Annotated in this window: 25 protein-coding genes and 1 tRNA gene; 11 read left to right on the top strand and 15 right to left on the bottom strand. The window is 68.2% G+C overall.

The annotated features are described in order from the left end of the window. Positions 1-34: 34 nt before the first annotated feature. The gene (locus BLU08_RS11655; RefSeq protein WP_090199646.1) at positions 35-940 is read left to right on the top strand and encodes an alpha/beta fold hydrolase; all 906 of its coding nucleotides are present in this window, start codon (positions 35-37) and stop codon (positions 938-940) included. On the opposite strand, the gene BLU08_RS11650 is transcribed toward BLU08_RS11655, so the two are convergent. Both BLU08_RS11650 and BLU08_RS11645 read right to left on the bottom strand, forming a co-directional pair. Further along, a complete protein-coding gene (locus BLU08_RS11650; protein ID WP_090199644.1) occupies positions 937-2,394 on the bottom strand; it encodes a sensor histidine kinase in 1,458 nt (485 codons plus the stop codon). The genes BLU08_RS11655 and BLU08_RS11650 overlap by 4 nt on opposite strands. Positions 2,395-2,449: 55 nt before the next feature. Next, the gene (locus BLU08_RS11645) at positions 2,450-2,803 is read right to left on the bottom strand and encodes a response regulator (protein WP_197676862.1); all 354 of its coding nucleotides are present in this window, start codon (positions 2,801-2,803) and stop codon (positions 2,450-2,452) included. Between the two features lie 153 nt (positions 2,804-2,956). On the opposite strand from BLU08_RS11645, the gene dcd reads away from it, so the two are divergent. Then, entirely contained in the window at positions 2,957-3,511 is a 555-nt protein-coding gene (dcd, locus tag BLU08_RS11640; protein WP_090199642.1) for a dCTP deaminase, read from the top strand. Between the two features lie 25 nt (positions 3,512-3,536). On the opposite strand, the gene BLU08_RS11635 is transcribed toward dcd, so the two are convergent. Both BLU08_RS11635 and BLU08_RS11630 read right to left on the bottom strand, forming a co-directional pair. Then, positions 3,537-3,890 carry a hypothetical protein gene (locus BLU08_RS11635; RefSeq protein ID WP_090199641.1) on the bottom strand — a complete coding sequence of 118 codons (354 nt, stop codon included), beginning with the start codon at positions 3,888-3,890 and terminating at the stop codon, positions 3,537-3,539. Positions 3,891-3,965: 75 nt separating this feature from the next. Beyond that, positions 3,966-4,508 carry a hypothetical protein gene (locus BLU08_RS11630; RefSeq protein ID WP_090199639.1) on the bottom strand — a complete coding sequence of 181 codons (543 nt, stop codon included), beginning with the start codon at positions 4,506-4,508 and terminating at the stop codon, positions 3,966-3,968. 233 nt (positions 4,509-4,741) lie between these two features. Between BLU08_RS11630 and BLU08_RS11625 the strand changes: the two genes are divergently transcribed. The 4 genes from BLU08_RS11625 to BLU08_RS11610 all read left to right on the top strand — a co-directional run bounded on the left by BLU08_RS11625 (position 4,742) and on the right by BLU08_RS11610 (position 8,054). After that, on the top strand, positions 4,742-5,920 hold the full coding sequence (locus BLU08_RS11625; RefSeq protein ID WP_090199636.1) for a trans-acting enoyl reductase family protein: 1,179 nt from the start codon (positions 4,742-4,744) through the stop codon (positions 5,918-5,920). A 114-nt stretch (positions 5,921-6,034) separates the two neighbouring features. Continuing rightward, positions 6,035-6,253: a hypothetical protein gene (locus tag BLU08_RS11620; RefSeq protein WP_172801032.1), complete on the top strand. Its 219-nt coding sequence runs from the start codon at positions 6,035-6,037 to the stop codon at positions 6,251-6,253. An 88-nt stretch (positions 6,254-6,341) separates the two neighbouring features. Beyond that, entirely contained in the window at positions 6,342-6,575 is a 234-nt protein-coding gene (locus tag BLU08_RS11615) for a hypothetical protein (protein WP_090199633.1), read from the top strand. Between the two features lie 108 nt (positions 6,576-6,683). Continuing rightward, positions 6,684-8,054 (top strand): IS1380 family transposase, encoded by a 1,371-nt coding sequence (locus BLU08_RS11610; RefSeq protein ID WP_090193770.1) that lies wholly within the window; start codon positions 6,684-6,686, stop codon positions 8,052-8,054. Between the two features lie 185 nt (positions 8,055-8,239). Here BLU08_RS11610 and BLU08_RS11605 read toward each other — a convergent pair whose 3' ends face one another. After that, positions 8,240-10,462 (bottom strand): TonB-dependent receptor, encoded by a 2,223-nt coding sequence (locus BLU08_RS11605; RefSeq protein ID WP_090199631.1) that lies wholly within the window; start codon positions 10,460-10,462, stop codon positions 8,240-8,242. 227 nt (positions 10,463-10,689) lie between these two features. Continuing rightward, positions 10,690-10,764 (bottom strand) — tRNA-Gly (locus tag BLU08_RS11600). Positions 10,765-10,977: 213 nt separating this feature from the next. Between BLU08_RS11600 and BLU08_RS11595 the strand changes: the two genes are divergently transcribed. The 3 genes from BLU08_RS11595 (at position 10,978) to BLU08_RS15260 (ending at position 13,209) form a co-directional block, all read left to right on the top strand. Continuing rightward, the gene (locus BLU08_RS11595; RefSeq protein ID WP_090199629.1) at positions 10,978-11,910 is read left to right on the top strand and encodes a tetratricopeptide repeat protein; all 933 of its coding nucleotides are present in this window, start codon (positions 10,978-10,980) and stop codon (positions 11,908-11,910) included. A gap of 8 nt (positions 11,911-11,918) precedes the next feature. Beyond that, positions 11,919-12,530, top strand: coding sequence for an LON peptidase substrate-binding domain-containing protein (locus BLU08_RS11590; RefSeq protein ID WP_090199627.1), 612 nt, complete (start codon positions 11,919-11,921; stop codon positions 12,528-12,530). 223 nt (positions 12,531-12,753) lie between these two features. Continuing rightward, on the top strand, positions 12,754-13,209 hold the full coding sequence (locus BLU08_RS15260; RefSeq protein ID WP_157674535.1) for a hypothetical protein: 456 nt from the start codon (positions 12,754-12,756) through the stop codon (positions 13,207-13,209). Between the two features lie 124 nt (positions 13,210-13,333). Here the strand turns inward: BLU08_RS15260 and BLU08_RS11585 are convergent, their stop codons facing one another. The 5 genes from BLU08_RS11585 to argB form a co-directional block, all read right to left on the bottom strand. Beyond that, the gene (locus BLU08_RS11585; RefSeq protein WP_090201335.1) at positions 13,334-13,972 is read right to left on the bottom strand and encodes a MarC family protein; all 639 of its coding nucleotides are present in this window, start codon (positions 13,970-13,972) and stop codon (positions 13,334-13,336) included. Positions 13,973-14,018: 46 nt separating this feature from the next. Then, on the bottom strand, positions 14,019-14,786 hold the full coding sequence (locus BLU08_RS11580; RefSeq protein ID WP_233995957.1) for a hypothetical protein: 768 nt from the start codon (positions 14,784-14,786) through the stop codon (positions 14,019-14,021). Then, a complete protein-coding gene (gene folD, locus BLU08_RS11575) occupies positions 14,783-15,679 on the bottom strand; it encodes a bifunctional methylenetetrahydrofolate dehydrogenase/methenyltetrahydrofolate cyclohydrolase FolD (protein WP_090199625.1) in 897 nt (298 codons plus the stop codon). Before folD ends, BLU08_RS11580 begins: the two co-directional genes overlap by 4 nt. 8 nt (positions 15,680-15,687) lie before the next feature. Further along, positions 15,688-15,984 carry a YggT family protein gene (locus BLU08_RS11570; RefSeq protein ID WP_090199623.1) on the bottom strand — a complete coding sequence of 99 codons (297 nt, stop codon included), beginning with the start codon at positions 15,982-15,984 and terminating at the stop codon, positions 15,688-15,690. Between the two features lie 118 nt (positions 15,985-16,102). Next, positions 16,103-17,011 (bottom strand): acetylglutamate kinase, encoded by a 909-nt coding sequence (argB, locus tag BLU08_RS11565; RefSeq protein WP_090199621.1) that lies wholly within the window; start codon positions 17,009-17,011, stop codon positions 16,103-16,105. 191 nt (positions 17,012-17,202) lie between these two features. Here argB and BLU08_RS11560 point away from each other — a divergent pair, with 191 nt between their 5' ends. After that, entirely contained in the window at positions 17,203-17,697 is a 495-nt protein-coding gene (locus BLU08_RS11560) for a thermonuclease family protein (protein ID WP_157674534.1), read from the top strand. Positions 17,698-17,757: 60 nt separating this feature from the next. Here the strand turns inward: BLU08_RS11560 and BLU08_RS11555 are convergent, their stop codons facing one another. From BLU08_RS11555 to BLU08_RS11545, 4 genes are all read right to left on the bottom strand, one after another. Further along, entirely contained in the window at positions 17,758-18,054 is a 297-nt protein-coding gene (locus BLU08_RS11555; protein WP_090199617.1) for a hypothetical protein, read from the bottom strand. A gap of 81 nt (positions 18,055-18,135) precedes the next feature. Further along, positions 18,136-18,387, bottom strand: coding sequence for a hypothetical protein (locus BLU08_RS11550; protein WP_233995956.1), 252 nt, complete (start codon positions 18,385-18,387; stop codon positions 18,136-18,138). A 196-nt stretch (positions 18,388-18,583) separates the two neighbouring features. Next, on the bottom strand, positions 18,584-18,727 hold the full coding sequence (locus tag BLU08_RS15255) for a hypothetical protein (RefSeq protein ID WP_157674533.1): 144 nt from the start codon (positions 18,725-18,727) through the stop codon (positions 18,584-18,586). Continuing rightward, entirely contained in the window at positions 18,720-19,019 is a 300-nt protein-coding gene (locus BLU08_RS11545; RefSeq protein ID WP_090199615.1) for a YdcH family protein, read from the bottom strand. The genes BLU08_RS15255 and BLU08_RS11545 overlap by 8 nt, the downstream gene beginning before the upstream one ends. Positions 19,020-19,519: 500 nt before the next feature. On the opposite strand from BLU08_RS11545, the gene BLU08_RS11540 reads away from it, so the two are divergent. Next, positions 19,520-20,023, top strand: coding sequence for a thermonuclease family protein (locus BLU08_RS11540; RefSeq protein ID WP_233995955.1), 504 nt, complete (start codon positions 19,520-19,522; stop codon positions 20,021-20,023). The last annotated feature ends 47 nt before the right edge of the window (positions 20,024-20,070 follow it).

Below are 20,070 nucleotides of genomic sequence, written 5' to 3'. Positions count from 1 at the left end.
CCATCGGCTTGGGTGGCGCCAGACAGGAGAGCCCATGCCCACGATCACGACGCCCAACACCGGAATCGAGCTTTTCTACGAGGATCACGGCGATCCCGCGCACCCGCCGGTGCTGCTGGTCATGGGGCTCGGCGCGCAACTCACCCTCTGGCCCGACGAAATGGTAGAGGCGCTCACCGGGCGCGGATTTCGCGTGATCCGTTTCGACAACCGCGACATCGGTTTGAGCCAGAAGATGGAAGGGGAAAAGGCGCCCAAGGTCGTGTGGCAGGTGCTGCTGACGAAGCTCGGCTTTCCCCCGCGCGTGCCCTACACGCTGACCGACATGGCCGACGATGCGATCGGGCTGCTCGATGCGCTGGGGATCGGGCGGGCGCACGTGGTGGGCGGCTCGATGGGCGGGATGATCGCGCAGCTGATGGCGGTGCACCATCCGGAGCGATTGCTGTCGCTCACCTCGATCTTCTCGACCACCGGCAATCCGAAACTGCCCAAGGCCGAGAAGGAAGCGATGGACGCGCTCACCGCTCCGCTCGAATCGCTCGACGAGGAAACGGTCGTCGCCCACGGGATGCGGGTGCAGCGCGCGATCGGCAGCCCCGCCTTTCGCCCGGACGACGAGGCGCTGCGCGAACGGGTGCTGAAATCGGTCCGCCGCAGCGTCTATCCCCCCGGCCTGCCGCGCCAGCTCGCCGCGATCATCGCCGACGGCGACCGGCGCGAGCGGCTTTCCCGGATCACCGCGCCCACCCTGGTGCTGCACGGCGAGGCCGATCCGCTGCTGAAGGTCGAGGCGGGCGAGGACACGGCGATGGCGATTCCGGGCGCGCGGCTGGTGACGATCCCCGGCTGGGGCCACGACCTGCCGGTCGAACTGGCGGACCGCCTTGCCGACGAGATCGCCGCCCACGCCCGCGCGGCCGAACCCGCGCTCGCCTAGCCGCGCTCCGCGCCGTCCGTGTCGAGCAGCACGTTCGCAGCCGCAGCAAGGTCGTAGGCCAGCCCTTCCGGTTCGAAACGCCACCGGGCCTCGGCCGCGAGCGCGTAGCGCGGCTGGTCGAGCATGAGCACGGAGCCGAACCCCTGCGCCCGCGGTTCGCGCACCTTCGGCCCGCCGGTCTCCCGCCAGGCGAAGCGGAACAGTCCCTCCCCGATCTCCCACGCGATCCGCACCCGCCCCGCCTCGCCAGAAAGCGCGCCGTACTTGATCGCGTTGGTCGCGAGTTCGTGCAGCGCCATGCCGAGCACCTGCGCCGCGCGGGAGGTGAGCGCGACGGCAGGCCCCGCAAGTTCGACCCGCGTGTCGATCAGCGGCCCGAGGAAACCGAGCTGCGAGCGCACCAGCGACGCCACCGGGACACACCGCCAGCTGTTCCGCACCAGCACGTCCTGGTTCGCGGCGAGCGCGGCCAGGCGTTCCTGGAATGCCCCGGGCGGGCCGTTGGCGGTCTGCTGCGCGATCGCCTGGACCAGCGCGAGCATGTTCTTCGAACGGTGGTTGACCTCGCCCATCAGCACCCGTTCGCGCCGCTCGGCCTCGCGGCGCTGGGTTATGTCGTTGATCGAGGCGAAGAAGACGTGGTCGGGCTGGGCGAAATATTGCAGCCGCACGGCGACATCGTAACAGGTGCCGTCCTTGCGCCGGTGGCGGCTCTCGAAACGGATGGCCTCGTCCTCCCCCGCGAGCAGCGGGGCGACCAGCGCGGAGAGGCTTTCCTCGGTGTGGTCCGGCTTGATGTCCCACGGCGACATCCGCACCAGTTCCTCCATCGTGTAGCCCAGGTTCTCGCGCGCGCCGCGATTGACGATCTCGAACCGGAAGGTGTCGGCGGAAAAGACATAGGCCTCGCTGAGCGATTCCTCGATGATCCGGCCGAGCCGTTCCATCAGCGGGCGTTCGATCAGGCGTTCGAGCTCGGCCCCGGCCCGAGGGCCCAGCAGGGCGAGCGCACGCTCGATCGCTTCGGGTTCGGCGATCGGCTTGTCGTCGAGCACGGTGGCGAAGCCGATCACGGCGCCGTCGGTTCCCCTGATCTGCCGGCCCACGCAGCCTTCCGCGCCCATCTGCCCGATCGCGCTGTCCTTTGGAAAAGAGGTCCGCAGCCGGTCGGCGAAGATGCAGTCGCCGGTCTCCAGCAGGTGTTCCCAGATGCTGTGGCGGAGGGGGAAGCGGTTGTTCTCGGCCAACCGCCGGTCCCAGAAGGCGATCGTGTTGGCCGATTTCTCGCCAGTAAGCGCATAGTGGCCGAACAGCACCCAGCGCACGCCGAAGACCTCGGCCAGCGCCTTGGCCGCCTCGACGAAGAAGCCTTCGCCCACCGCCCCGCCCGCGCCGAGCAGGATGCGGCCGGGAAGGTCGTCGGGGACGACGGAGGAACCGGATCGTTCGAGCATGAATTCGCTCTCCGAATGGCGGACGAAACCCGGTGGCCTCGCGCCTGGGCCGTGGTCAGGCGAACAGCGCCTCGCACACCGATCGCGGGAGGACCGGCTTGCGGTAATGCGGCACCTCGCGATAGAGCTGCGGCAATTCGTCCGCATCGTAGCCGGTCGAAAAGAGAAAGGGGACCCCCCGCGCGAGAAGCGCATCGGCCACCGGGAAGACCATGTCGCCGGCAAGGTTGATGTCGAGCACCGCCCCGTCGATCCGCGGTTCCCGCGCGATCAGGGCGAGCGCGGCTTCGACCCGGCCCACCGGTCCGAGCACCTCCGCGCCCTCCTCCTCGAAGGACTGGCAGAGCATGAGCGCGATCAGGTAGTCGTCCTCGACCACCATGACTTTCTTTCCCTCGAGCTTCGCCACTGCCGGCGCCCCCAATCCGTTTCGAACCGCAGGCTAGGCGATCCGGCCCGCAGGTTCCATCACATAAGACAACTCCGGCTACCCGCGACTTTCGCCGGATAAACCGCGACCACCGCTTGCCGGGCGCGCGGGCTTGGGGAATGACCATGAGCCATGGCGATTCTTTCCGACAAGTGGATCCGCACCCAGGCGCTCGAAAACGGCATGATCGAGCCCTTCGTCGAAGCGCAAAGGCGCGAAGGCTGCATTTCCTACGGCCTGTCCTCCTACGGTTATGACGCCCGGGTCGCGCCCGAATTCAAGATCTTCACCAATGTCGACAGCGCCATCGTCGATCCCAAGCATTTCGACGCCAACTCCTTCGTCGACCGCGAAACCGAAATCTGCGTCATCCCGCCCAATTCCTTCGCGCTCGCCCGCACGGTCGAGTATTTCCGCGTGCCCGAGGACGTGCTGGTGATCTGCCTCGGCAAGAGCACCTATGCCCGCTGCGGGATCATCGTGAACGTGACCCCGCTCGAACCGGGCTGGGAGGGGCACGTCACCCTCGAGTTTTCCAACACGACGCCGCTGCCCGCGCGCATCTACGCCAACGAGGGCGCGTGCCAGTTCCTGTTCCTGCAGGGCAACGAACGCTGCGAGACGAGCTACAGGGACCGCGCGGGCAAGTACATGGGCCAGCGCGGGGTGACCTTGCCCAGGCTTTAGGGTCGCGGGGGCAGGGGCGCGCCCGTCAGGAACCGGCGGCATCGCAGGTGTCGAGCGGGTCGGCGAGGACCCAGACGTCGCCGCTGCGCCGCAGTTCCGCCGAGTGGACGCTGCGTTCGCCGCCGTCGCTCAAGGCGAAATCGCACGAGAAAGGCCCCGCATCGGAGCCATCGGCTTCGCAGGAGGCCTCGCGCACATCCGCGCCCACGCCCTCGCACTGCACCACCCAGGCGGCGCGAAAGGCGATTTCGCCGGGTGGCCGGATGCCGCCTGCTCGGTCGCCCTGCGACGCGCGGGCAAGGGGCCGCTCCGATGCGGGACTTTCATCGCTGCCGCAGGCAGCCAGCAACATGACCAGCGCGAAGGTCGCAATACGCATGACTGATGCCCGTCGGATAGGTGGTTCTTGCGGAAAAAGGGGGCGCTCCGGTCGGGCGCCCCCTTCCTTGCACGGTCAGCGGGACTCGGGCGACGCGCTCATGGCTTCGCGGATCTGCGCCATGGTCGCGCGAACCGTAACCTCGCCCTGCTGGTTCAGCGCCAGCGACGCCTTCGGCAGCGTCATGGGGCCATTGTCGCCCTCGACGGTCACGTCGTTGCCGGAAACGGTCTGGATCGTGCCGAGCGAGCGATTGTCGACCGTCTGCACCGGTGCGCCCTCTTTCACGGCAGCATCGAACTCGGCTTCGTAAACCGCCTTTTGCTGTTCGAACTGAGCCATGAGCGCGTCGCGGGTCAGGTCGATCTGCGGACCTTCGGCCCCCTGGCTGATCGCTGCGCTGGGGATCGGGATCATCTCTTCTCCCACCTTGAGCAACACGACGTCGCCCTGTGCGCCGGCGACCGTCCCGACCTCCGCCCCGTCGGAGCCGTAGATCGCGGTCCCGGGCTGAATGGTGCTCGCCTCCGAAGATGCGGGCGGCATCCCCTCCTGGGCCACTGCCGGGGCGGTGAGGGCGAAAGCCATCGCGGCGCTCGCTGCGAGGAGTTTGTTCATCTGGTCGTCCTTTCATCAGGTCATTTGCGGGCGAGGCCGCGGGGTCCGGGAACGGGACCCGCAGATCAAGCGCGGACATGACGAACCGTGCATGAGACGCCATGTCCGGCATGGGAAGGCCGCATCGACCGGCGCGGCATTGCTCTGCCCGACGGGTCCGCGGCCCGACCTGCCGCCTTTGACTTGCATCCGCGCGCCCTGCATGACGGCAGAACCGCGAGGGAGACACGAGCATGAGCACAGGATCCGAATTCGACATCATCGTCTACGGCGCGACCGGCTACACGGGCCGCCTCGTCGCCGAATACCTGGGCGATCATTACGGCAGCCGCGAGGACGGGCCGAAATGGGCCATGGCCGGGCGCAGCCTGGCGAAGCTCGAAACGGTGCGCGACGCGATCGGCGCGCCCGCCGATACGCCGCTGGTGGTGGCCGATGCCGACGATCCCGCCTCGCTGAAGGCCATGTGCGAACGCACCCGCGTCGTGCTCACCACGGTCGGCCCCTACCAGCTCTACGGCGACAACCTGCTCGAAGCCTGTGTCGAAACCGGGACCGATTACGCGGACCTGTGCGGCGAACCGGCCTGGATGGCAGAGAAGATCGAACGGCACCACGAAAGGGCGAAGCAGACCGGCGCGCGGATCTGCTTTTCGAGCGGATTCGATTCGATCCCCTTCGATCTCGGCGTGATGATGGCGCAGGAGGCCGCGAAAGAGCGTTTCGGCCGGCCCGCCCCGCGCATTCGCGGCCGGGTGCGGGCGATGGAGGGCACGTTCTCCGGCGGCACCGCGGCGAGCCTCGGCGCGACCATGCAGGCGGCGATGCGGAAGCCCGCGATCCTCGGGATCCTGCGCGATCCCTTCGCGCTCACCCCCGGTTTCGAAGGGCCGGACCAGCCTTCGGGCCTGCTGCCGCGGCACGAGGACGACCTCGGAAAGTGGGCCGCACCCTTCGTCATGGCGCCGATCAACACCAAGAACGTGCACCGCACCAACTTCCTCCTCGGCCATCCCTATGGCGAGGATTTCAAGTATGACGAGATGGTGCTGACCAGCCCCGGCGAGGCGGGCCGCAAGATGGCCGAGGCGGCGCAGGAGATGATGAAGAACCCCTTCGGCGCGAATCCGCCCAAGCCGGGCGAGGGTCCGACGAAGGAGGAGCGCGAGAGCGGTTTCTACGACGTGCTGTTCGTCGCCGAGATGCCGGAGGGCGAGACGCTGCGCTACGGGGTCAAGGGCAGGTACGATCCGGGCTACGGCTCGACCAGCCGGATGCTCGCCGAAACGGGGATCGCGCTGCTTTCCTGCGAGGCGGACGGCGGGATCGGCACGCCCGGCTCCTTCCTCGGCAAGGCGCTGGTCGACCGCCTGCAGGAACACGCCGAGATCACCTTCGCCGCCGAGGACTGACCGCCGGGCCGCCGGCGCGGCGGGAACGCGATCGCGGCGCCGGGGTTGACGGCAGGAGGGGAACGGCCCCGCATTCGTGGAGACAATCCCATTTCACTCCCCTCGGTGCAGGCGATGCTGATGATCTTCAGCGCGACCTCCATCCTCTCCTCGGCCTGGCTGGTGCTGCACGCGCGCGACGTCGCGCTGCTGCTGCGCCACGTGCTGCCGATCGACCCCGGGCAGGGCAAGCGCCTCGCGAGCTTCCGGCAGGTCTGCGCCATGATCACCCTGTTCGGCTTCTCGCTGAGCGCAGAGGTGCTGATCGTGCTGCGCGTCTCGCTCGGCGGCTGACGGCCCCGCGCGCCACCTTTTGCGGAACCGGCGGCGAAATCCGCCCATTGGTCCTTCGCAAGCGCTTCAATTTGCAACGGAGGCGGACATGCCGCTCATCACCATGCAGGCCGCAATCTTCATCATCGGGGTCGTCACGCTCGGCAGCGGGGCCTGGCTGCTGGTCCACGCCCGCGATGTCGCCCGGCTGTTCAGGCGGGAACCCGATATCGCTGTCGGACCGGGACGCAAACAGGCGAGCAAGGCCACGACCTGGACCATGCTCGCCGTGTTCAACGCGGGCTGGATCATCGCCCTCGTGTTCTGGTCGCTGACGATCTAGCCCGGATTATTCACCGGCAGTGGTCTGACGGGTTGGCGGGAGTGGCGTAAGCATTTGCATTGTTGTAGGAATGTGGTTGCTTAAGCCAGACCTGCAACGGGGCAAAATATGCCACAGACCACACCCGCCGGATGCGATGATAGCGCGTCCGTATTTTCGTTTCCAGCAGTGCGCGGCAAGAAGGTCACAGCTGCGTTTGACGGCGGCAGGCTGACCTCGGATGGCGGGGTCCTGGTGCTGGCTCAGGCCGAGCGCATGATGGGGCTCTGCCAGCGGCTTGCGGCGTGTATTGCCGATCCGCGCGATCCTGCTCGGGTGGTTCATCGGCTTGAAGATATCCTGCGCGCGCGGATGTTCGCGATCGCCTGCGGCTATGAGGATGCCGATGATCTCGACGCTCTGCGCGATGATCCGGGCTTCCGCCTTGCGCTGGGCAAGCTGCCGGGATCGGGTGCGGGGTTGGCCAGCCAACCGACGATGAGCCGCTGGGAGAATGCGCCGAGCACGCGCGAGCTGGCAAAGATGCTGGGGATCATGATCGACATCTACTGCGCCAGCTACCCCACTCCGCCGGCGGCGGTGACGCTGGATATCGATGACACCTGCGACGTCGTGCACGGCTATCAGCAACTCTCCTTCTGGAACGGACATCATGGGGAGCGCTGCTTCCTGCCGATCCATGTCTACGACACGGCAACGGGCCGGCCGGTGGCGATGCTGCTGCGCACGGGCAAGACGCCTTCTGGCAAGGAGGCGGCAGGGCATATCCGGCGTCTGGTGCGCCATCTTCGCCGCCACTGGCCTGATACCCACATCACCATCCGCGGTGACGGGCATTATGGACGGCCCGAGGTCATGGCCTTCTGCGAGGCGGCCCATGTCGATTACGTGTTCGGTCTGCCGACCAACGCCGCGCTGCGCGCTGATCCGGTTATCGTCACTGCCGCCGATGCCTGCGCGGTCCGCCGCGCCGAGTGCCAACTCCCGGTCCTGCGCAGCTATGCCGAGACCCGCTACGGCGCGAAGAGCTGGAACCGCCAGCGCCGCGTCGTCGCCAGGATCGAGGCCAGCACGCTGGGCATGGATATCCGCTATGTCGTCACATCGCTAACCCAAGGCTCGGCTGAATACATCTATGACACGCTCTACTGTGCGCGCGGGCAGGCCGAGAACTTGATCAAGCTGCACAAGACCCAGCTGGCCAGTGACCGCACCTCGTGCCGGTCGGCGAACGCCAACCAGATGCGCCTGATCCTGCACACCGCTGCCTACTGGCTGCTGTGGCGCGTTCAGCAGGCGATCCCAAAGACCACCGCTCTGGCAAAAGCCGAGTTTACGACCCTGCGCCTGCGGCTGCTCAAGGTTGCTGCCCGCGTCATGGAAAGCGCCACCCGAATCCGCGTAGCGTTCGCCTCTGCGTGCCCCGATGCCGATCTGATGCGTGCCATCGTTCTCGCGCTCAAGCCTGCGCCGACGTAGCGGGCGCGGCAGTGCCGCAGAAACCCCGAGCCAAGTCCTTCAACCAGAAAAGCCCATCGATCACAGCGCGGTGAAACAGACGCCAGCGGTGCCGCACGCCCGCTCTACGCCGCCGCACGCAGCAGTGGCGTCAAGCTCGCGCCGAGAGGCGCCCAACCGCATCGCCGTGAATAAGAGAGGCTAGGTCAGAACGACATCCGCACGCTCGCCCGGATGTTGCGTCCGGGCAGGGGCACGAAATCCTTGGTGAAGCTGGTGTGGCGCCGGCCTTCTTCGTCGAACAGGTTCTCGCCCGCCAGCTGGACGACGACGTTGCGGTTGTTCTCCAGCGGCCGCCACGAGAGGTAGAGGTTGACGAAGGCGAAGGAATCGGTCGCGGTTTCGAATTCCGCGATCTCGTCCTGCTCGCCGAACCACTGCACCTCGCCGCGCAGGTCGAAGGCGTCGAACTGCGCCTCGAGCGCGCCGAACAGGCTGACCGGCGGGATGCGGGGCAGCTCGCCCGGGCCGTCGAGGTCGGCCTGGACGTAGGAGGCGCGCAGGTCGGTCAGGAGGGCGAAGCCGTCCCGTTCGACGAGCGGCAGCGCGACATCGGCCTCGAACCCGAAGAAATCGACATCGTCCTGCAGGAAGACGAAGACCGGCAGGTCGTCCTCCTCCTCGCCGGTGGGGGAGAGGTAGATGAAATCGTCGAAGGCCTGGAAATAGAGCGAGGCGCCGAAGGAGATGGCGCCGACATCGCCGCGCACGAAGGTTTCCACGCCCCACGCGGTTTCGGTCTCGAGGTCGACATTCCCGATCTCGAAAGCCTGGGTCGCGATGTGCGGACCGTTGGCGAACAGCTCCTCGCTCGCCGGTGCGCGCTGTGAGCGCGACCCGGTGATGCCCGCGCGCACCCCGCCCGGAGTTTCGGCCACGGCGGACAGCGCGCCCGAGAAGAGGTTGAAATCGCGCTCCACGCCGAGCGGTTCGGATTCGGTGTCGACGCGTTCATAGCGGCCCGCGGCCTCGACCTGGAAGCCGCCGAGGTCGATTTCCTGCACCGTGAAGAGCGCGAACTGGGTCGTCTCGTTCGGCGCGACGAAGGCTTCCGCGCCCTCCGCGCTGAAATCGCGCGTCTTGAACTGCGCCCCGACGATGCCGCCCCGGCGCTGGACGAGCTCGGCGCGCGCCTCGATCGTTTCGCTGTCGAACACGGTGCCGACTTCCGCACCCTCGAATTCGGTGTGGGTGTAGTCGGAATAGCCGCCGCGCAGCTTCAGGCGGGAGAATAACCCGTCGCCGAGCGCGATGTCGCCGCGCAGGTCGACGCGGAGCTGTTCGAGCCCGATCCGCACGTCCTCCTCGCCGTGTTCGTGATCGTGATCTTCGTCGTGATCTTCGTCGTGGTCATGATCTTCGTCGTGGTCATGATCCTCGTCGTGATCGTGATCGTCGCCATGCTCTTCCTCGCCGTGGGCGTGTTCGCTGCCCGGCCGCTTGAGCACGCCGTAATCCGTGTCGAAATAGCCGACGGAGGCCCCGAACGAGCTTTCGCCGAAGATGAAGCCCACGCCGCCATTGACGGTCCAGGTTTGCAGGTCGCTGTTGGGGATGAAACCTTCCTGCGCGGCGGCCTCGCGGAATTCCTCGGCCTCCTCGAATTCTCCTTCGGCCTCCTCCTCGGCGGCTTCGGCGAGCAGTTCGTTGCGCAGGCCCGGCGTGACCTGGAACCCGGGAATCTCCAGATTGCCGGTCTCGCGGAACGATCCGTCGAGGTGGAGCACCATGTTCTCGGTCACCGCCGCGTCGAGCGAGGCGCCGCCGCTGCGAAGGTCGGCCACCGTGTCGGCGGCGAAGAGCGCATCGACGTGGATCGTCTCCTCCGGCACCGCCACGGGAATGCGGCGGTCGATCACGTTGACGACACCGCCGATCGCCTGGCTGCCGAACAACAGCGCGCCGGGGCCGCGCAGCACCTCGACGCGCTGCACGGTGAGCGGGTCGATCGTGGTCGCGTGGTCGGCCGAGGTGTTGCCGACGTCCGCGGTGCCGATCCCGTCGATCAGCACGCGCACGCGCTCGCCGTCGAGACCGCGCAGGATCGGGCGCGAGGCACCCGGCGCGAAGCTGGTCGCCGAAACGCCCGGCACCTTGATCAGCAACTCGCCCAGCTGGCCGGCGAAGTTGCGCTGGATTTCCGCGACCTCCAGCACGTCCTGCCCGGCGATGAAGTCGAGTTCGCGCAGGCCCTCGGCCGAGACGAGGATGTCGCCGCGATCATGCACGTCGCGCTGCTCTTCCGGCTCGTCCGCGCGCGGTTCCTGCCGGGCCGCGGCAGCGGTTCCGGGCTGCTCGGCGAAAACAGGCGCGGCCAGCGCGAAGGACAGCGCCGTGGCGAGCGCGATGCGGGAAGTGAAGGATTTCATGGGAATGCCCGTCCTCGATCAAACATGATGTGATAATGTATCACGCGCATACAGGCTGCGACTGCACAATCAACCCCTTGCGGGGAGCCTTGCGGCGAATCGCGGACGGAGGATGCATCGGGTCGCGGGTGTGCGGCATTTCTGCAACATTCCCGGGCGGGGCAGGGGACGCGGCCCGATCGTCCCAAGGTCGCCCCGGGCACCGATACGCAGGAGGTGCGGGAGAATGGAGCGGGCGAAGAGATTCGAACTCTCGACCCCAACCTTGGCAAGGTTGTGCTCTACCCCTGAGCTACGCCCGCTCTGGCGCCGGGACAGGCGAGGGCGCATGGCCATCCCTGCCGGGGAGGCGGCGCGATTAGCAGCGGGCCTTGCGCCCTGCAAGCCCAAAAATCGCTTGATCGCATGCCGCCGAGGCTGCAGCGCAAATGCGCGCTTCACAATCCCCCAAAACCCACCACATTGTGGCATGTTGCCGCGATCCCCCAGACGACAGGAGCAATGCCTTGGCCAGCATGGGTCTCAATCTCGACGAACAGAAGGCGGTCGACCGCTTCCGCAAGAACGTGGTCGAACCGTCCCAGACGAAGCTCGTCATCCTCGATTTCTGGGCCGAATGGTGCGGACCTTGCAAGGCGCTCGCCCCCACTCTGGAAAAGGTCGCGGCGGATTACGCCGACAGGGGCGTGGTTCTCGCCAAGATCAACGTGGACGAGGAACAGTTCATTGCGGCCCAGTTCCAGGTCCGCTCGATCCCGACCGTCTATGCGATGTTTCAGGGCCAGCCGGTCGCCGACCTGACGGCCGCGCGGAGCGATTCGCAGCTGCGCCAGGTGCTCGACCAGCTGCTCGCGCAATTGCCGGTCGAGGGGGGCGCGGGCGGTGCGGACGGGCAGCAGCGGGGCCCCTCGCCCGAGGAGATCGCGCAGTTCGTGGCGATGGGCGAGGAAGCGCTCGCCGGCGGCGATGCGCAGCGCGCGGCGGGTATCTTCGGCCAGGTCACCGAATTCGCGCCCGACAACGCGCAGGCCGCATCGGGCCTCGTGCGCGCGCTCGTGCAGCTGGACCAGGTCGACGAGGCGCGCCAGGTCTACGAGGCGATGATGAACGATCCCCGCCTCGCCGCCGACCCGGCGATGGGCGCGGCGAAGAGCGCGCTCGACCTTGCCGGCACGAAAGTGGACGAGGGCGAACTCGCCGACCTCAAGGCCAAGGCCGAGGCGAACCGCGACGACATGGACGCGCAGCTCGCCTATGCCGAGGCCGCCTTCGCCGCGGGCAGGCGCGACGAGGCCGCCGACACCCTCCTCGCCATGATCGGCACGGACCGCGAATGGAACGAGGGCGCGGCCCGCACGCAGCTCATCAAGATGTTCGAGGCGATCGGGTTAGAGGACCCGTGGGTGGTCGCCACCCGTCGCCGCCTGTCCAGGCTGCTGTTCGGATAGGGCGCGCGATGACCACCCGCCTTTCGATCTTTCCCCTTCCCGGAGCGGTGCTCTTCCCCGGACTGCAACTGCCGCTCCACATCTTCGAGCCGCGTTACCGCTCGCTCGTCGGCGACGCGCTGGTGCGCGACCGGCGGATCGCGATGATCCAGCCGCAGCGCCCGCTCGAGGGCGCGCCGCTCTACACCGTCGGCTGCGTCGGGCGGATCGGCGAGATCGAGGCGATGGACGACGGGCGCTACAACCTCATCCTCGAAGGCGAGCAGCGCTTCCGGCTGATCCGCGAACTCGACGTGACCACCGCCTTCCGCCAGGTCGAGGCCGAGCTGATCGAGGACGACGAGGACGAGACGCTGACCCACGCCCAGCGCGGCGGGTTCGAGCGCGAGGCGCGCCATTTCGCCGACAGCCAGGGCTATTCGGTCGACTGGGATTCGGTAGAGCGGCTCGACGACCAGTCGCTGATCAACGGCGTCTCCCAGATCGCCCCGTTCGATCCGGCGTCGAAACAGGCCCTTCTGGAGGCGGAGAACCTGTCCGCGCGGTGCGAGCTATTGGTCCAGCTGATGCAGTTCTACGGCCGCCGCGATGGCGGCGAAGAGATCATGACCCTGCAATAGCGGCGGGTGTGCGGCGTCTGGTTTTGGGGCGATTCCTTGGCGGGTCGGATGCCGGAAGCGGGCGGGAACAAGCCGTCCTTGGGTCGCTCCGCTTCACACCTGCTTCGAACTGCGATTGCATTGCGAGATACAAACCCCATTTAAGTTGTATCGGCCTGGCATCCTTCTTGTAAGCGCCGCCGACTGAGAGACCTTGAGCTCCCGCTTACCCAGGGAGCATTTCATGTCTCAAGCATCAAACAAGAGCATTATCCCGTTCGCCAAGCAAAAGCCGGTTGCCTCAATGAGAACCGTCATCATCGCGGTTGGCCTTGCACTGTCCTTGGGCGCCTGCGCCACGGGTAGCTCCCCCAAAAGCACGGGCGAGCAGCTATCCGACAGAGGCAACGAAATTCGTGACTTTGGCACGGTCTGGTCGGAAGGGCAGGCACGCGTCGAGCAAGCAGAGCAAGCCATCAAGAAGAGCGATCGAACCCGAGCCAAAGCCGAGCGAGACTTGGAGCGGGCGCGCAAGGAGCTTGCAAAAGCAGAGCGACAGATCAGTGATGCATCCGCCTCAAGGGCAGCCGCTCTCAAGCATATCGAGACCGGAAGAGCACAAATGGGCAAGGCAGAGGCGGATTATGCGAAGACTAAAGCTGGCCCCTCTGCCATAAATCCAGGGGACGGAGGCGCTTGAGTAAATACGGCAAAAGCTTGCCTTGATTTATCCCTTGAATTGACCCCAGAACCTAACCGGCAAATGAGCCGACTGATTGGCTTCAACGGGGCCGCGAGCGGAAAGTCTGCTCACGGCCCCTCACTCAACCACCGAAGCTGCCCTTCACCCCGTCGATCACGTATTGCGCCGCCAGCGCCGCGAGCAGCACGCCGAGCAGACGCGTGATGACCGCCTCGACCTTGTCGCCGAGCACCCGGATCATCGGGCCCGCCGCGATCAGCGCTGCCGCCGTGATCGCGAGCACCGCGCCGAGTGCCGCGAAGACCTCGATCCGTTCGGCGGCGCTTGTCGCCTCGTTCATCAGCAGCATGATCGCCGCAATTGCGCCCGGGCCGGCCAGCATCGGCATTGCCATGGGAAAGACCGACACGTCCTCGACCTCCGGGCCGGGGCCGCTTTGCGCGGCGATCTTCTCGGCGCGTTCCTCGCGGCGCTGGGTGCGTTTCTCGAAGACCATGTCGAAGGCGATCCAGAACAGCATCAGCCCGCCTGCGATGCGGAAGGAGTCCAGCTCGATATGGAGGGCCGAAAGCAGCGGCTCGCCGAAGAAGGCGAAGATCAGGAGGATGATCGCCGCGATGCCGGTCGCGCGCAGCGCCATGCTCCGCGCCTGGGCCGTGGTCGCCTGCTTGGTCAGGCCCGCATAGATCGGCGCGCAGCCGGGCGGGTCGATCACCACGAACAGGGTGACGAAGGCCGAGACGAAGAGTTCGGAAAGGATCACGCGGTGTCAGGCCTCGGATGCTTGGCGGGCGAGCCGCCCCTCATCATTCCAGCGGGCCGGATGCAAGGCTTTCCTCGATCGCCGTCACCCATTCGCCCTCGTAGAAATAGTCGACCGCGACCTGTTTCGCTCCCTCCGCGCCGTGTTCCCAGCGCCAGCGCAGGGTCCCGTCGGGGGACAGGCGGGCATCGCCCGCGCCCTCGCCGATCGGGACGGGGGGCGGGGCGGGAACCTCGAGCCCGGCGGGCGGGCAGCTCGCGATCAGGCCGAGGATCGAATCCATCGCGGTGACGACGATGTCGCCCTCCTCCGCCTCGGGCCGCGGCGGGGGCTGCGGGTCGTCGCGCCCGGCGACGTCATAGGCCCACTTGTAACGGCCGTCCGGCTGGCGGGCCCAGGTCGTGACATAGGTGCCGACGAGGCCGCCGGGTTCGACGAACCGCCCCGCGCTCACCGCGAGCGCGCCGTCACAGCTCATCACGATCGTGCGCGGAGCCCACTGGACCGGCTCTTCCGGATCCTCGAGCGCGTCCGACAGCGCGGCGAAGGAAACGGGGCCGTCGCGGCCATGGAGGAGGGCGGTCGGTCCGGCGAATTCGCCCATCGCGGTGAACTGGCCGCGTTCGCGCGCGGCCCTCGCATAGGCACTTTCGACCGCGACGATGCGGCTTGGCTGGGCCTCGCCCGGGGTGCCGGTGAGGACCCGGCCGATCACCTCGTCCGACGGCCCGCGCGGCCGGTTCGAGGCGCAGCCGGCAAGGACCAGCGCGCCCGCGGCGAGCGACAGGGCGAATGCGGCGCGCCGCCTCACACGCCCTCCGGCGGGGCGAGCCCGGCGTTGCGGTGCGCCGCGACCAGCGTGTTCCTGAGCAGCACCGCGATCGTCATCGGGCCGACCCCGCCCGGCACCGGGGTGATCGCGCCCGCGACTTCGGCGGCTTCGCCGAACGCGACGTCGCCGACCAGCCGGCCCCTGTCGCTGCCCGGTTCGGGCGGGAGGCGGTTGATGCCGACGTCGATCACGGTCGCGCCGGGCTTGATCCAGTCGCCCCGCACCATTTCCGGCCGCCCCACCGCGGCGACGACGATGTCCGCCCGGCGCACGTGGGCGGCGAGGTCGCGGGTCCGGCTGTGGGCGATGGTGACGGTGGCGTTGGCATCGACGAGGAGCTGCGCCATCGGCTTGCCAACGATGTTCGAACGGCCGATCACCACCGCCTCCATCCCGGACAGGTCGCCGTGGAGATCCTTCAGCAGCATGATGCAGCCGAGCGGCGTGCAGGGGACGAAGCCCGCCTCCCCGACGGAAAGGCGCCCGGCATTGATGACGTGGAACCCGTCGACGTCCTTGTCCGGATCGATCGCGGCGATCACCGCCTGTTCGTCGATGTGATCGGGCAGGGGCAGCTGGACGAGGATGCCGTCGACCGCCTCATCGCGGTTCAGTTCCTCGACCAGCGCGACGAGGTCCGCCTCGCTCGTTTCGGCGGGCAGGCGGTGTTCGAAACTTTCCATGTTGGCGGCCAGCGTCGCCTTGCCCTTGGAGCCGACATAGACCTGGCTCGCCGGGTCCTCGCCCACCAGCACCACGGCGAGCCCCGGCCTGCGCCCGGCGCGCCGCGCGAAGGAAAGCGCGTGTTCGCCCACGGTTTCGCGCAGGCGCGCGGCGAAGGCCTTGCCGTCGATACGGGTCGCTCTCGTCATGCTTCGGTTCAATACGCGCTCTGGATCAGCGCCTGGATGATCCTCAGCAGGATCTGCAGCAGGATGATCAGCACCAGCGGGGAAAAGTCGATCGTGCCCGTGTCCGGCATCACCTTGCGGATCGGCCGCAGGATCGGGTCGAGCAGGTTGTTGATCGAGGTGTAGAACGCCATCAGGAACTGGTTCGAGGGGCTCACCACGTTGAACGCGAAGAGCAGCCCGATCACGAACTGGATGATGATCATCATCACGAGCGCGCTCGTGAGGATCGAGATGATGTCGTAGACTGCGAGTAATCCTTGCATGGGCCTGCCTGTTGTCCGTCTGGTGCGCCTGCTTGCGCTGGTGATCGCCGCTCGAGAAGCGTGTTGCAAGGGCAATACAGCTTGTGCCGGTGCCGCGAAAGGGGAGATGCGCCCCTAACTAGGGATTGGCCCCGGCGCGCACCAGCGTTCCGGCTCCGCGCGCGGTGAAGAATTCGATCAGCATGGCGTGCGGCACCCGCCCGTCGAGCACCACCGCCGCCTCGCAGCCCGCCTCGACCGCGGCGACGCAGGTCTCGAGCTTGGGCACCATGCCGCCCCTGATCGTGCCCTCTTCGCGCAGGGCTGCGATGTTCGCAGGGGTGAGGTCGGACAGCAGCTCGCCCGCCGCATCGAGCACGCCCGAAACGTCGGTCAGCAGGAACAGCCGCGCCGCGCCCAGCGCCGCCGCGATCGCGCCCGCCATGGTGTCGGCGTTGATGTTGTAGGTCGCCCCGTCCGCGCCCGCGGCGATCGGCGCGATCACCGGGATCATCCCGGCGGCGACCGCGGTGTCGATCACGCTGGTGTCGACCGCCTCGGGCTCGCCGACGAAGCCGAGATCGACCACGCTTTCGATCAGGCTTTCGGGGTCCTTCGTCGTGCGTTCGACCTTGCGCGCGGTGACGAGCCCGCCGTCCTTGCCCGACAGGCCGATCGCCTTGCCCCCCGCCGCCGCGAGCCAGCCGACCAGTTCCTTGTTGATCGCGCCCGACAGCACCATTTCGGCGACCTTGGCGGTCGCCTCGTCGGTCACGCGCAACCCGTCGACGAAGGTGCTCTCCACCCCGAGCCGCTTCAGCATCTCGCCGATCTGCGGGCCGCCGCCGTGCACCACCACCGGGTTGATGCCGACCGCCTTCAGCAGCACGATGTCCTCGGCAAAGTCGCGCGCGGCCTCCCTGTCGCCCATCGCGTGGCCGCCGTACTTCACGACGAAGGTACGCCCGGCATAGCGCTGGAAATAGGGCAGGGCCTCGATCAGCACTTCGGCCTTGGACAGGTTCTGGGCGAGATCGGTCCCGCTCATCTCATCGACTCCCTTTCGCGAGGAGCGCCCCCTAGCCGCTCGCGCGGCGCGTGCATAGCGCGGATGGATGCGCGGCGGCCGGGGCGGGCGAGTGGCGCAGGCCCGCGCGCGGTGCTAGGCCCTCGCGAATCATGCCGCCCCGCCGCTTTCGTTCCCGCCTGCGCCGGACCCGCTCCGGGCCTTCGCCCCGGATGCTGACGTGGTGGATGCTGTGGCGCGTGCCCGCCCTGCTCGGGATCGTCATGGCGGCGTGGTGGTTCGGCGTGCGTCCGGTGCTGCAGGAGCGCGGATGGGTGACGGTCGACACGCGCTTCGCCCTGTGCGGAGAGCGCGAGGCCGGCGCGGGCGGCTGCGTGATCGACGGCGACACGGTGATCCTGTTCGAAGGCGAGGAGTCCCGCCGCATCCGCCTGACCGGGTTCGATGCGCCCGAGCGGGACGGGGCGTGCGAGCGCGAGCGGGTGCTCGCCGAAAGGGCGCGGTCGGCGCTCCACGAATGGCTCGGCGCCGGCGCCTTCGAATGGAACGGCGGGGACGACCCGCCGCGCGATCGCTTCGGGCGCGAACTGCGCCGGGTGCGGCGGGTTTCGGAGGAGGGGACGGAGTACCTCGGCGACGCGATGGTCGCGCGCGGGCTGGCGGTGCGCGGTGGGCGGGATGCGGCGGACGCCGACTGGTGCGAGTGACGCGCCCGGCCGGGCTCGATCCCGGCGGCGGGCAAGACGAAGCCCGCCCGGCGCTGCGCCCTACTTGATCTCGACCTCGCTGGGGTCGTCCTCCTTGCCGTCCGGCCCGGCCCGGTTGGTCAGCGGCGGGCGCTCCTCCCCGGGATCGTTGATCCCGTCGGGCGAGCGGCCCGGTTCGTTGTCCTCGACCGGTTCGGAGCCGATGATCCGGTCCTGCGATTCCTCGGACAGCGGCCCGGTTTCCTCGGGATCGGGCTCGCAGGCGGCAAGCGCGGCCAGCGCTACGAGCGGTGCGGCGAGGCCCGCGATCCGGCGCGGCGCGGGGCGAGGTGCGGGGGACGGGCGGGTGCGGGTCATCGTCTTCTCCTTCGAAGACCCTACGCCCCTCGCCGCCGCGTGTTCCGCGCCCCTGCGCTGCCGGGCGCCCCGGCGGCGGGCCTATTCGGCCGCGTCTTCCTCCGTCGCTTCGGCGTCCTCGGCCGGGACATTGGTCATCTCGACTTCGGGCACGTCGACCGGGACTTCGCCCTCTTCGGGTTCGCGCACCTGGAGTTCGCCGCCGGAAAGGTCTTCGGCGCCGACCTCGTAATTGCGTTCCTCCTCTTCCTGCGCGCAGGCGGCGAGCAGGAGAGCGGGGGCGGCGAGGGCGAGCGCGAGCGCGGCGCGCGCGGGGATGGACTGCGTCATCATGGTTCTCCTCCTTGGCCCGTCACCCCTAACGCAGCGGCAGGCGGGCGCGCAAATGCGAAACGCGGGTTCCGGGCAGAGCGAGCGGCGCATCGCCTCATGCGCCGCTCGCCGGTTTTCCGCTGCCGTGGGATCTGACGGAAGCGGACACCCCCCGCTGTTCGAGGCGACGGGGAGAGGAAGGCGGGTTTCGCCGCGCTCAGCCGCGCCGGGCCTTCGCCGCCCGCCGCAGGGCGAGCGCGGTGGCGACCATGGCGAGCGTCGCGGTGCGGCGGCGATGGCGGCGGATGCGGCGGCGCAACCGGCCGATCGGTCCGCGCGGGCGGGGCAGCAGGTCACGCATGGGCCAGATTTCCTTCCGCGCGCTCCACCATCAGCGCGATCTCGTCGAGCAGGGCGAGGCGCTGGCGCTTCAACTGCTCGGCATAGGCATCGCTGGCCGGTTCGATCTCGCTTTCGATCCGGTGGATCGCCCGGTTCACCGCGTGATAGCGCGAGGCGAGGTTGTTGAAATGCGCGTCGCCCATCTTCAGCCGGTGGAGCACGTCGGCATCGTGCGGGAAGCTGTCCTCGAGCAGCGATTCGGTCGGACGACCGAAGAATTCGGCAAGTTCGTGCGGCGTGTGAGCGGACATGGCCTGTTCCCCTTCTGGTGGTGACGGGGACGCTATGCCGGGGCCTGCAAGCCGTCTTTGACGTGCATCAAAGGGGTTCGCCCGCCGCGCGGATGCGCTGCGCGAAGCGGGCGCGGCGGCGCAGTCGAGTCTTTCGGCGTGGCGCGGGAGGGCCGCGAAAAGGTGACAAAGTTTACACCCTGTAAACTTTTCCTCCCGCCGATTTCGCGTTTCGGATCAATGCTTTGGCTGCGTCCGCGCGAAGCGGACGGACACGGGGCGCGCGGCGGGAAGCGCGAGGCCCGGCGATGCGGCGCGGGCGCAGGGGGACGACGATCGGAAGGAGCCGGCCCGGACACTAGCGCCGCGCGCCGGTGTAGGAAAACCGGGTTTCGGGACGGTGTTAGCGCGATCTTGAGACCTGGCGCAGCAGGCTTGCCCGCATGGGAAAGGTCTTCCGCTTTCAATCCGCCAGGCGCCGCAGCCGCGCGTCGACCCGGGCGAAAGCCCGCACCTCTCGCGTGCCGGAGAAGCGCAAGGCGCGGCTGTTCCCGGTGCTGCTGGTCGCGGTTCCGGCGGCGGCGTTCACCGCGGTGCTGCTTGCGCCGGGGCTGGGTGAGCGCAACCCCGCCGAAGCCTTCGCCCCGCACGCCCGGACGAGCGACCGCGAGACGGCGCGTTTCCCGCTGTGCCCGGAGCGAGGCCGGCGCGTCACCTGCATCGTCGACGGGGACACGATCTGGTACCGGGGCGAGAAGATCCGGCTGGTCGGCTTCGACACGCCCGAAGTGTTCAGCCCCGCCTGCCCGCGCGAGGCCGCGCTGGGCGAGCGCGCGACGCGGCGGCTGCAGGAATTGCTCAACGCGGGACCGTTCAGCCTCGAGCCGAACCCCGAAGGCCGCGCGCGCGACCGCTACGGGCGGAGCCTGATGATGGTCACGCGCGGCGGCGCGAATCTCGGCGAGGTGCTGCTGCGCGAGGGACTGGCCGAGCGATACGGCGGCGCGCGGCGGGAGTGGTGTTGATGGGGTAGGTCTGGCGGCTCACGTCATTGTTCTCGCCAAAAGCTTGA

Source organism: Erythrobacter sp. HL-111 (assembly GCF_900105095.1).
In the GTDB taxonomy this organism is placed as follows: Bacteria; Pseudomonadota; Alphaproteobacteria; order Sphingomonadales; family Sphingomonadaceae; genus Erythrobacter.
Note: the sequence above shows the minus strand (reverse complement) of the source record. Positions and strands in the feature narration are given on the sequence as shown.

Excerpts from the sequence above, each read along its gene's own strand:
- BLU08_RS11655 (WP_090199646.1), top strand. The coding sequence starts at position 35 with ATGCCCACGATCACGACGCCCAACACCGGAATCGAGCTTTTCTACGAG.
- BLU08_RS11650 (WP_090199644.1), bottom strand. The coding sequence starts at position 2,394 with ATGCTCGAACGATCCGGTTCCTCCGTCGTCCCCGACGACCTTCCCGGC.
- dcd (WP_090199642.1), top strand. The coding sequence starts at position 2,957 with ATGGCGATTCTTTCCGACAAGTGGATCCGCACCCAGGCGCTCGAAAAC.
- BLU08_RS11635 (WP_090199641.1), bottom strand. The coding sequence starts at position 3,890 with ATGCGTATTGCGACCTTCGCGCTGGTCATGTTGCTGGCTGCCTGCGGC.
- BLU08_RS11630 (WP_090199639.1), bottom strand. The coding sequence starts at position 4,508 with ATGAACAAACTCCTCGCAGCGAGCGCCGCGATGGCTTTCGCCCTCACC.
- BLU08_RS11625 (WP_090199636.1), top strand. The coding sequence starts at position 4,742 with ATGAGCACAGGATCCGAATTCGACATCATCGTCTACGGCGCGACCGGC.
- BLU08_RS11620 (WP_172801032.1), top strand. The coding sequence starts at position 6,035 with ATGCTGATGATCTTCAGCGCGACCTCCATCCTCTCCTCGGCCTGGCTG.
- BLU08_RS11615 (WP_090199633.1), top strand. The coding sequence starts at position 6,342 with ATGCCGCTCATCACCATGCAGGCCGCAATCTTCATCATCGGGGTCGTC.
- BLU08_RS11610 (WP_090193770.1), top strand. The coding sequence starts at position 6,684 with ATGCCACAGACCACACCCGCCGGATGCGATGATAGCGCGTCCGTATTT.
- BLU08_RS11605 (WP_090199631.1), bottom strand. The coding sequence starts at position 10,462 with ATGAAATCCTTCACTTCCCGCATCGCGCTCGCCACGGCGCTGTCCTTC.
- BLU08_RS11595 (WP_090199629.1), top strand. The coding sequence starts at position 10,978 with ATGGGTCTCAATCTCGACGAACAGAAGGCGGTCGACCGCTTCCGCAAG.
- BLU08_RS11590 (WP_090199627.1), top strand. The coding sequence starts at position 11,919 with ATGACCACCCGCCTTTCGATCTTTCCCCTTCCCGGAGCGGTGCTCTTC.
- BLU08_RS15260 (WP_157674535.1), top strand. The coding sequence starts at position 12,754 with ATGTCTCAAGCATCAAACAAGAGCATTATCCCGTTCGCCAAGCAAAAG.
- folD (WP_090199625.1), bottom strand. The coding sequence starts at position 15,679 with ATGACGAGAGCGACCCGTATCGACGGCAAGGCCTTCGCCGCGCGCCTG.
- BLU08_RS11570 (WP_090199623.1), bottom strand. The coding sequence starts at position 15,984 with ATGCAAGGATTACTCGCAGTCTACGACATCATCTCGATCCTCACGAGC.
- argB (WP_090199621.1), bottom strand. The coding sequence starts at position 17,011 with ATGAGCGGGACCGATCTCGCCCAGAACCTGTCCAAGGCCGAAGTGCTG.
- BLU08_RS11560 (WP_157674534.1), top strand. The coding sequence starts at position 17,203 with ATGCTGACGTGGTGGATGCTGTGGCGCGTGCCCGCCCTGCTCGGGATC.
- BLU08_RS11555 (WP_090199617.1), bottom strand. The coding sequence starts at position 18,054 with ATGACCCGCACCCGCCCGTCCCCCGCACCTCGCCCCGCGCCGCGCCGG.
- BLU08_RS11550 (WP_233995956.1), bottom strand. The coding sequence starts at position 18,387 with ATGATGACGCAGTCCATCCCCGCGCGCGCCGCGCTCGCGCTCGCCCTC.
- BLU08_RS15255 (WP_157674533.1), bottom strand. The coding sequence starts at position 18,727 with ATGCGTGACCTGCTGCCCCGCCCGCGCGGACCGATCGGCCGGTTGCGC.
- BLU08_RS11545 (WP_090199615.1), bottom strand. The coding sequence starts at position 19,019 with ATGTCCGCTCACACGCCGCACGAACTTGCCGAATTCTTCGGTCGTCCG.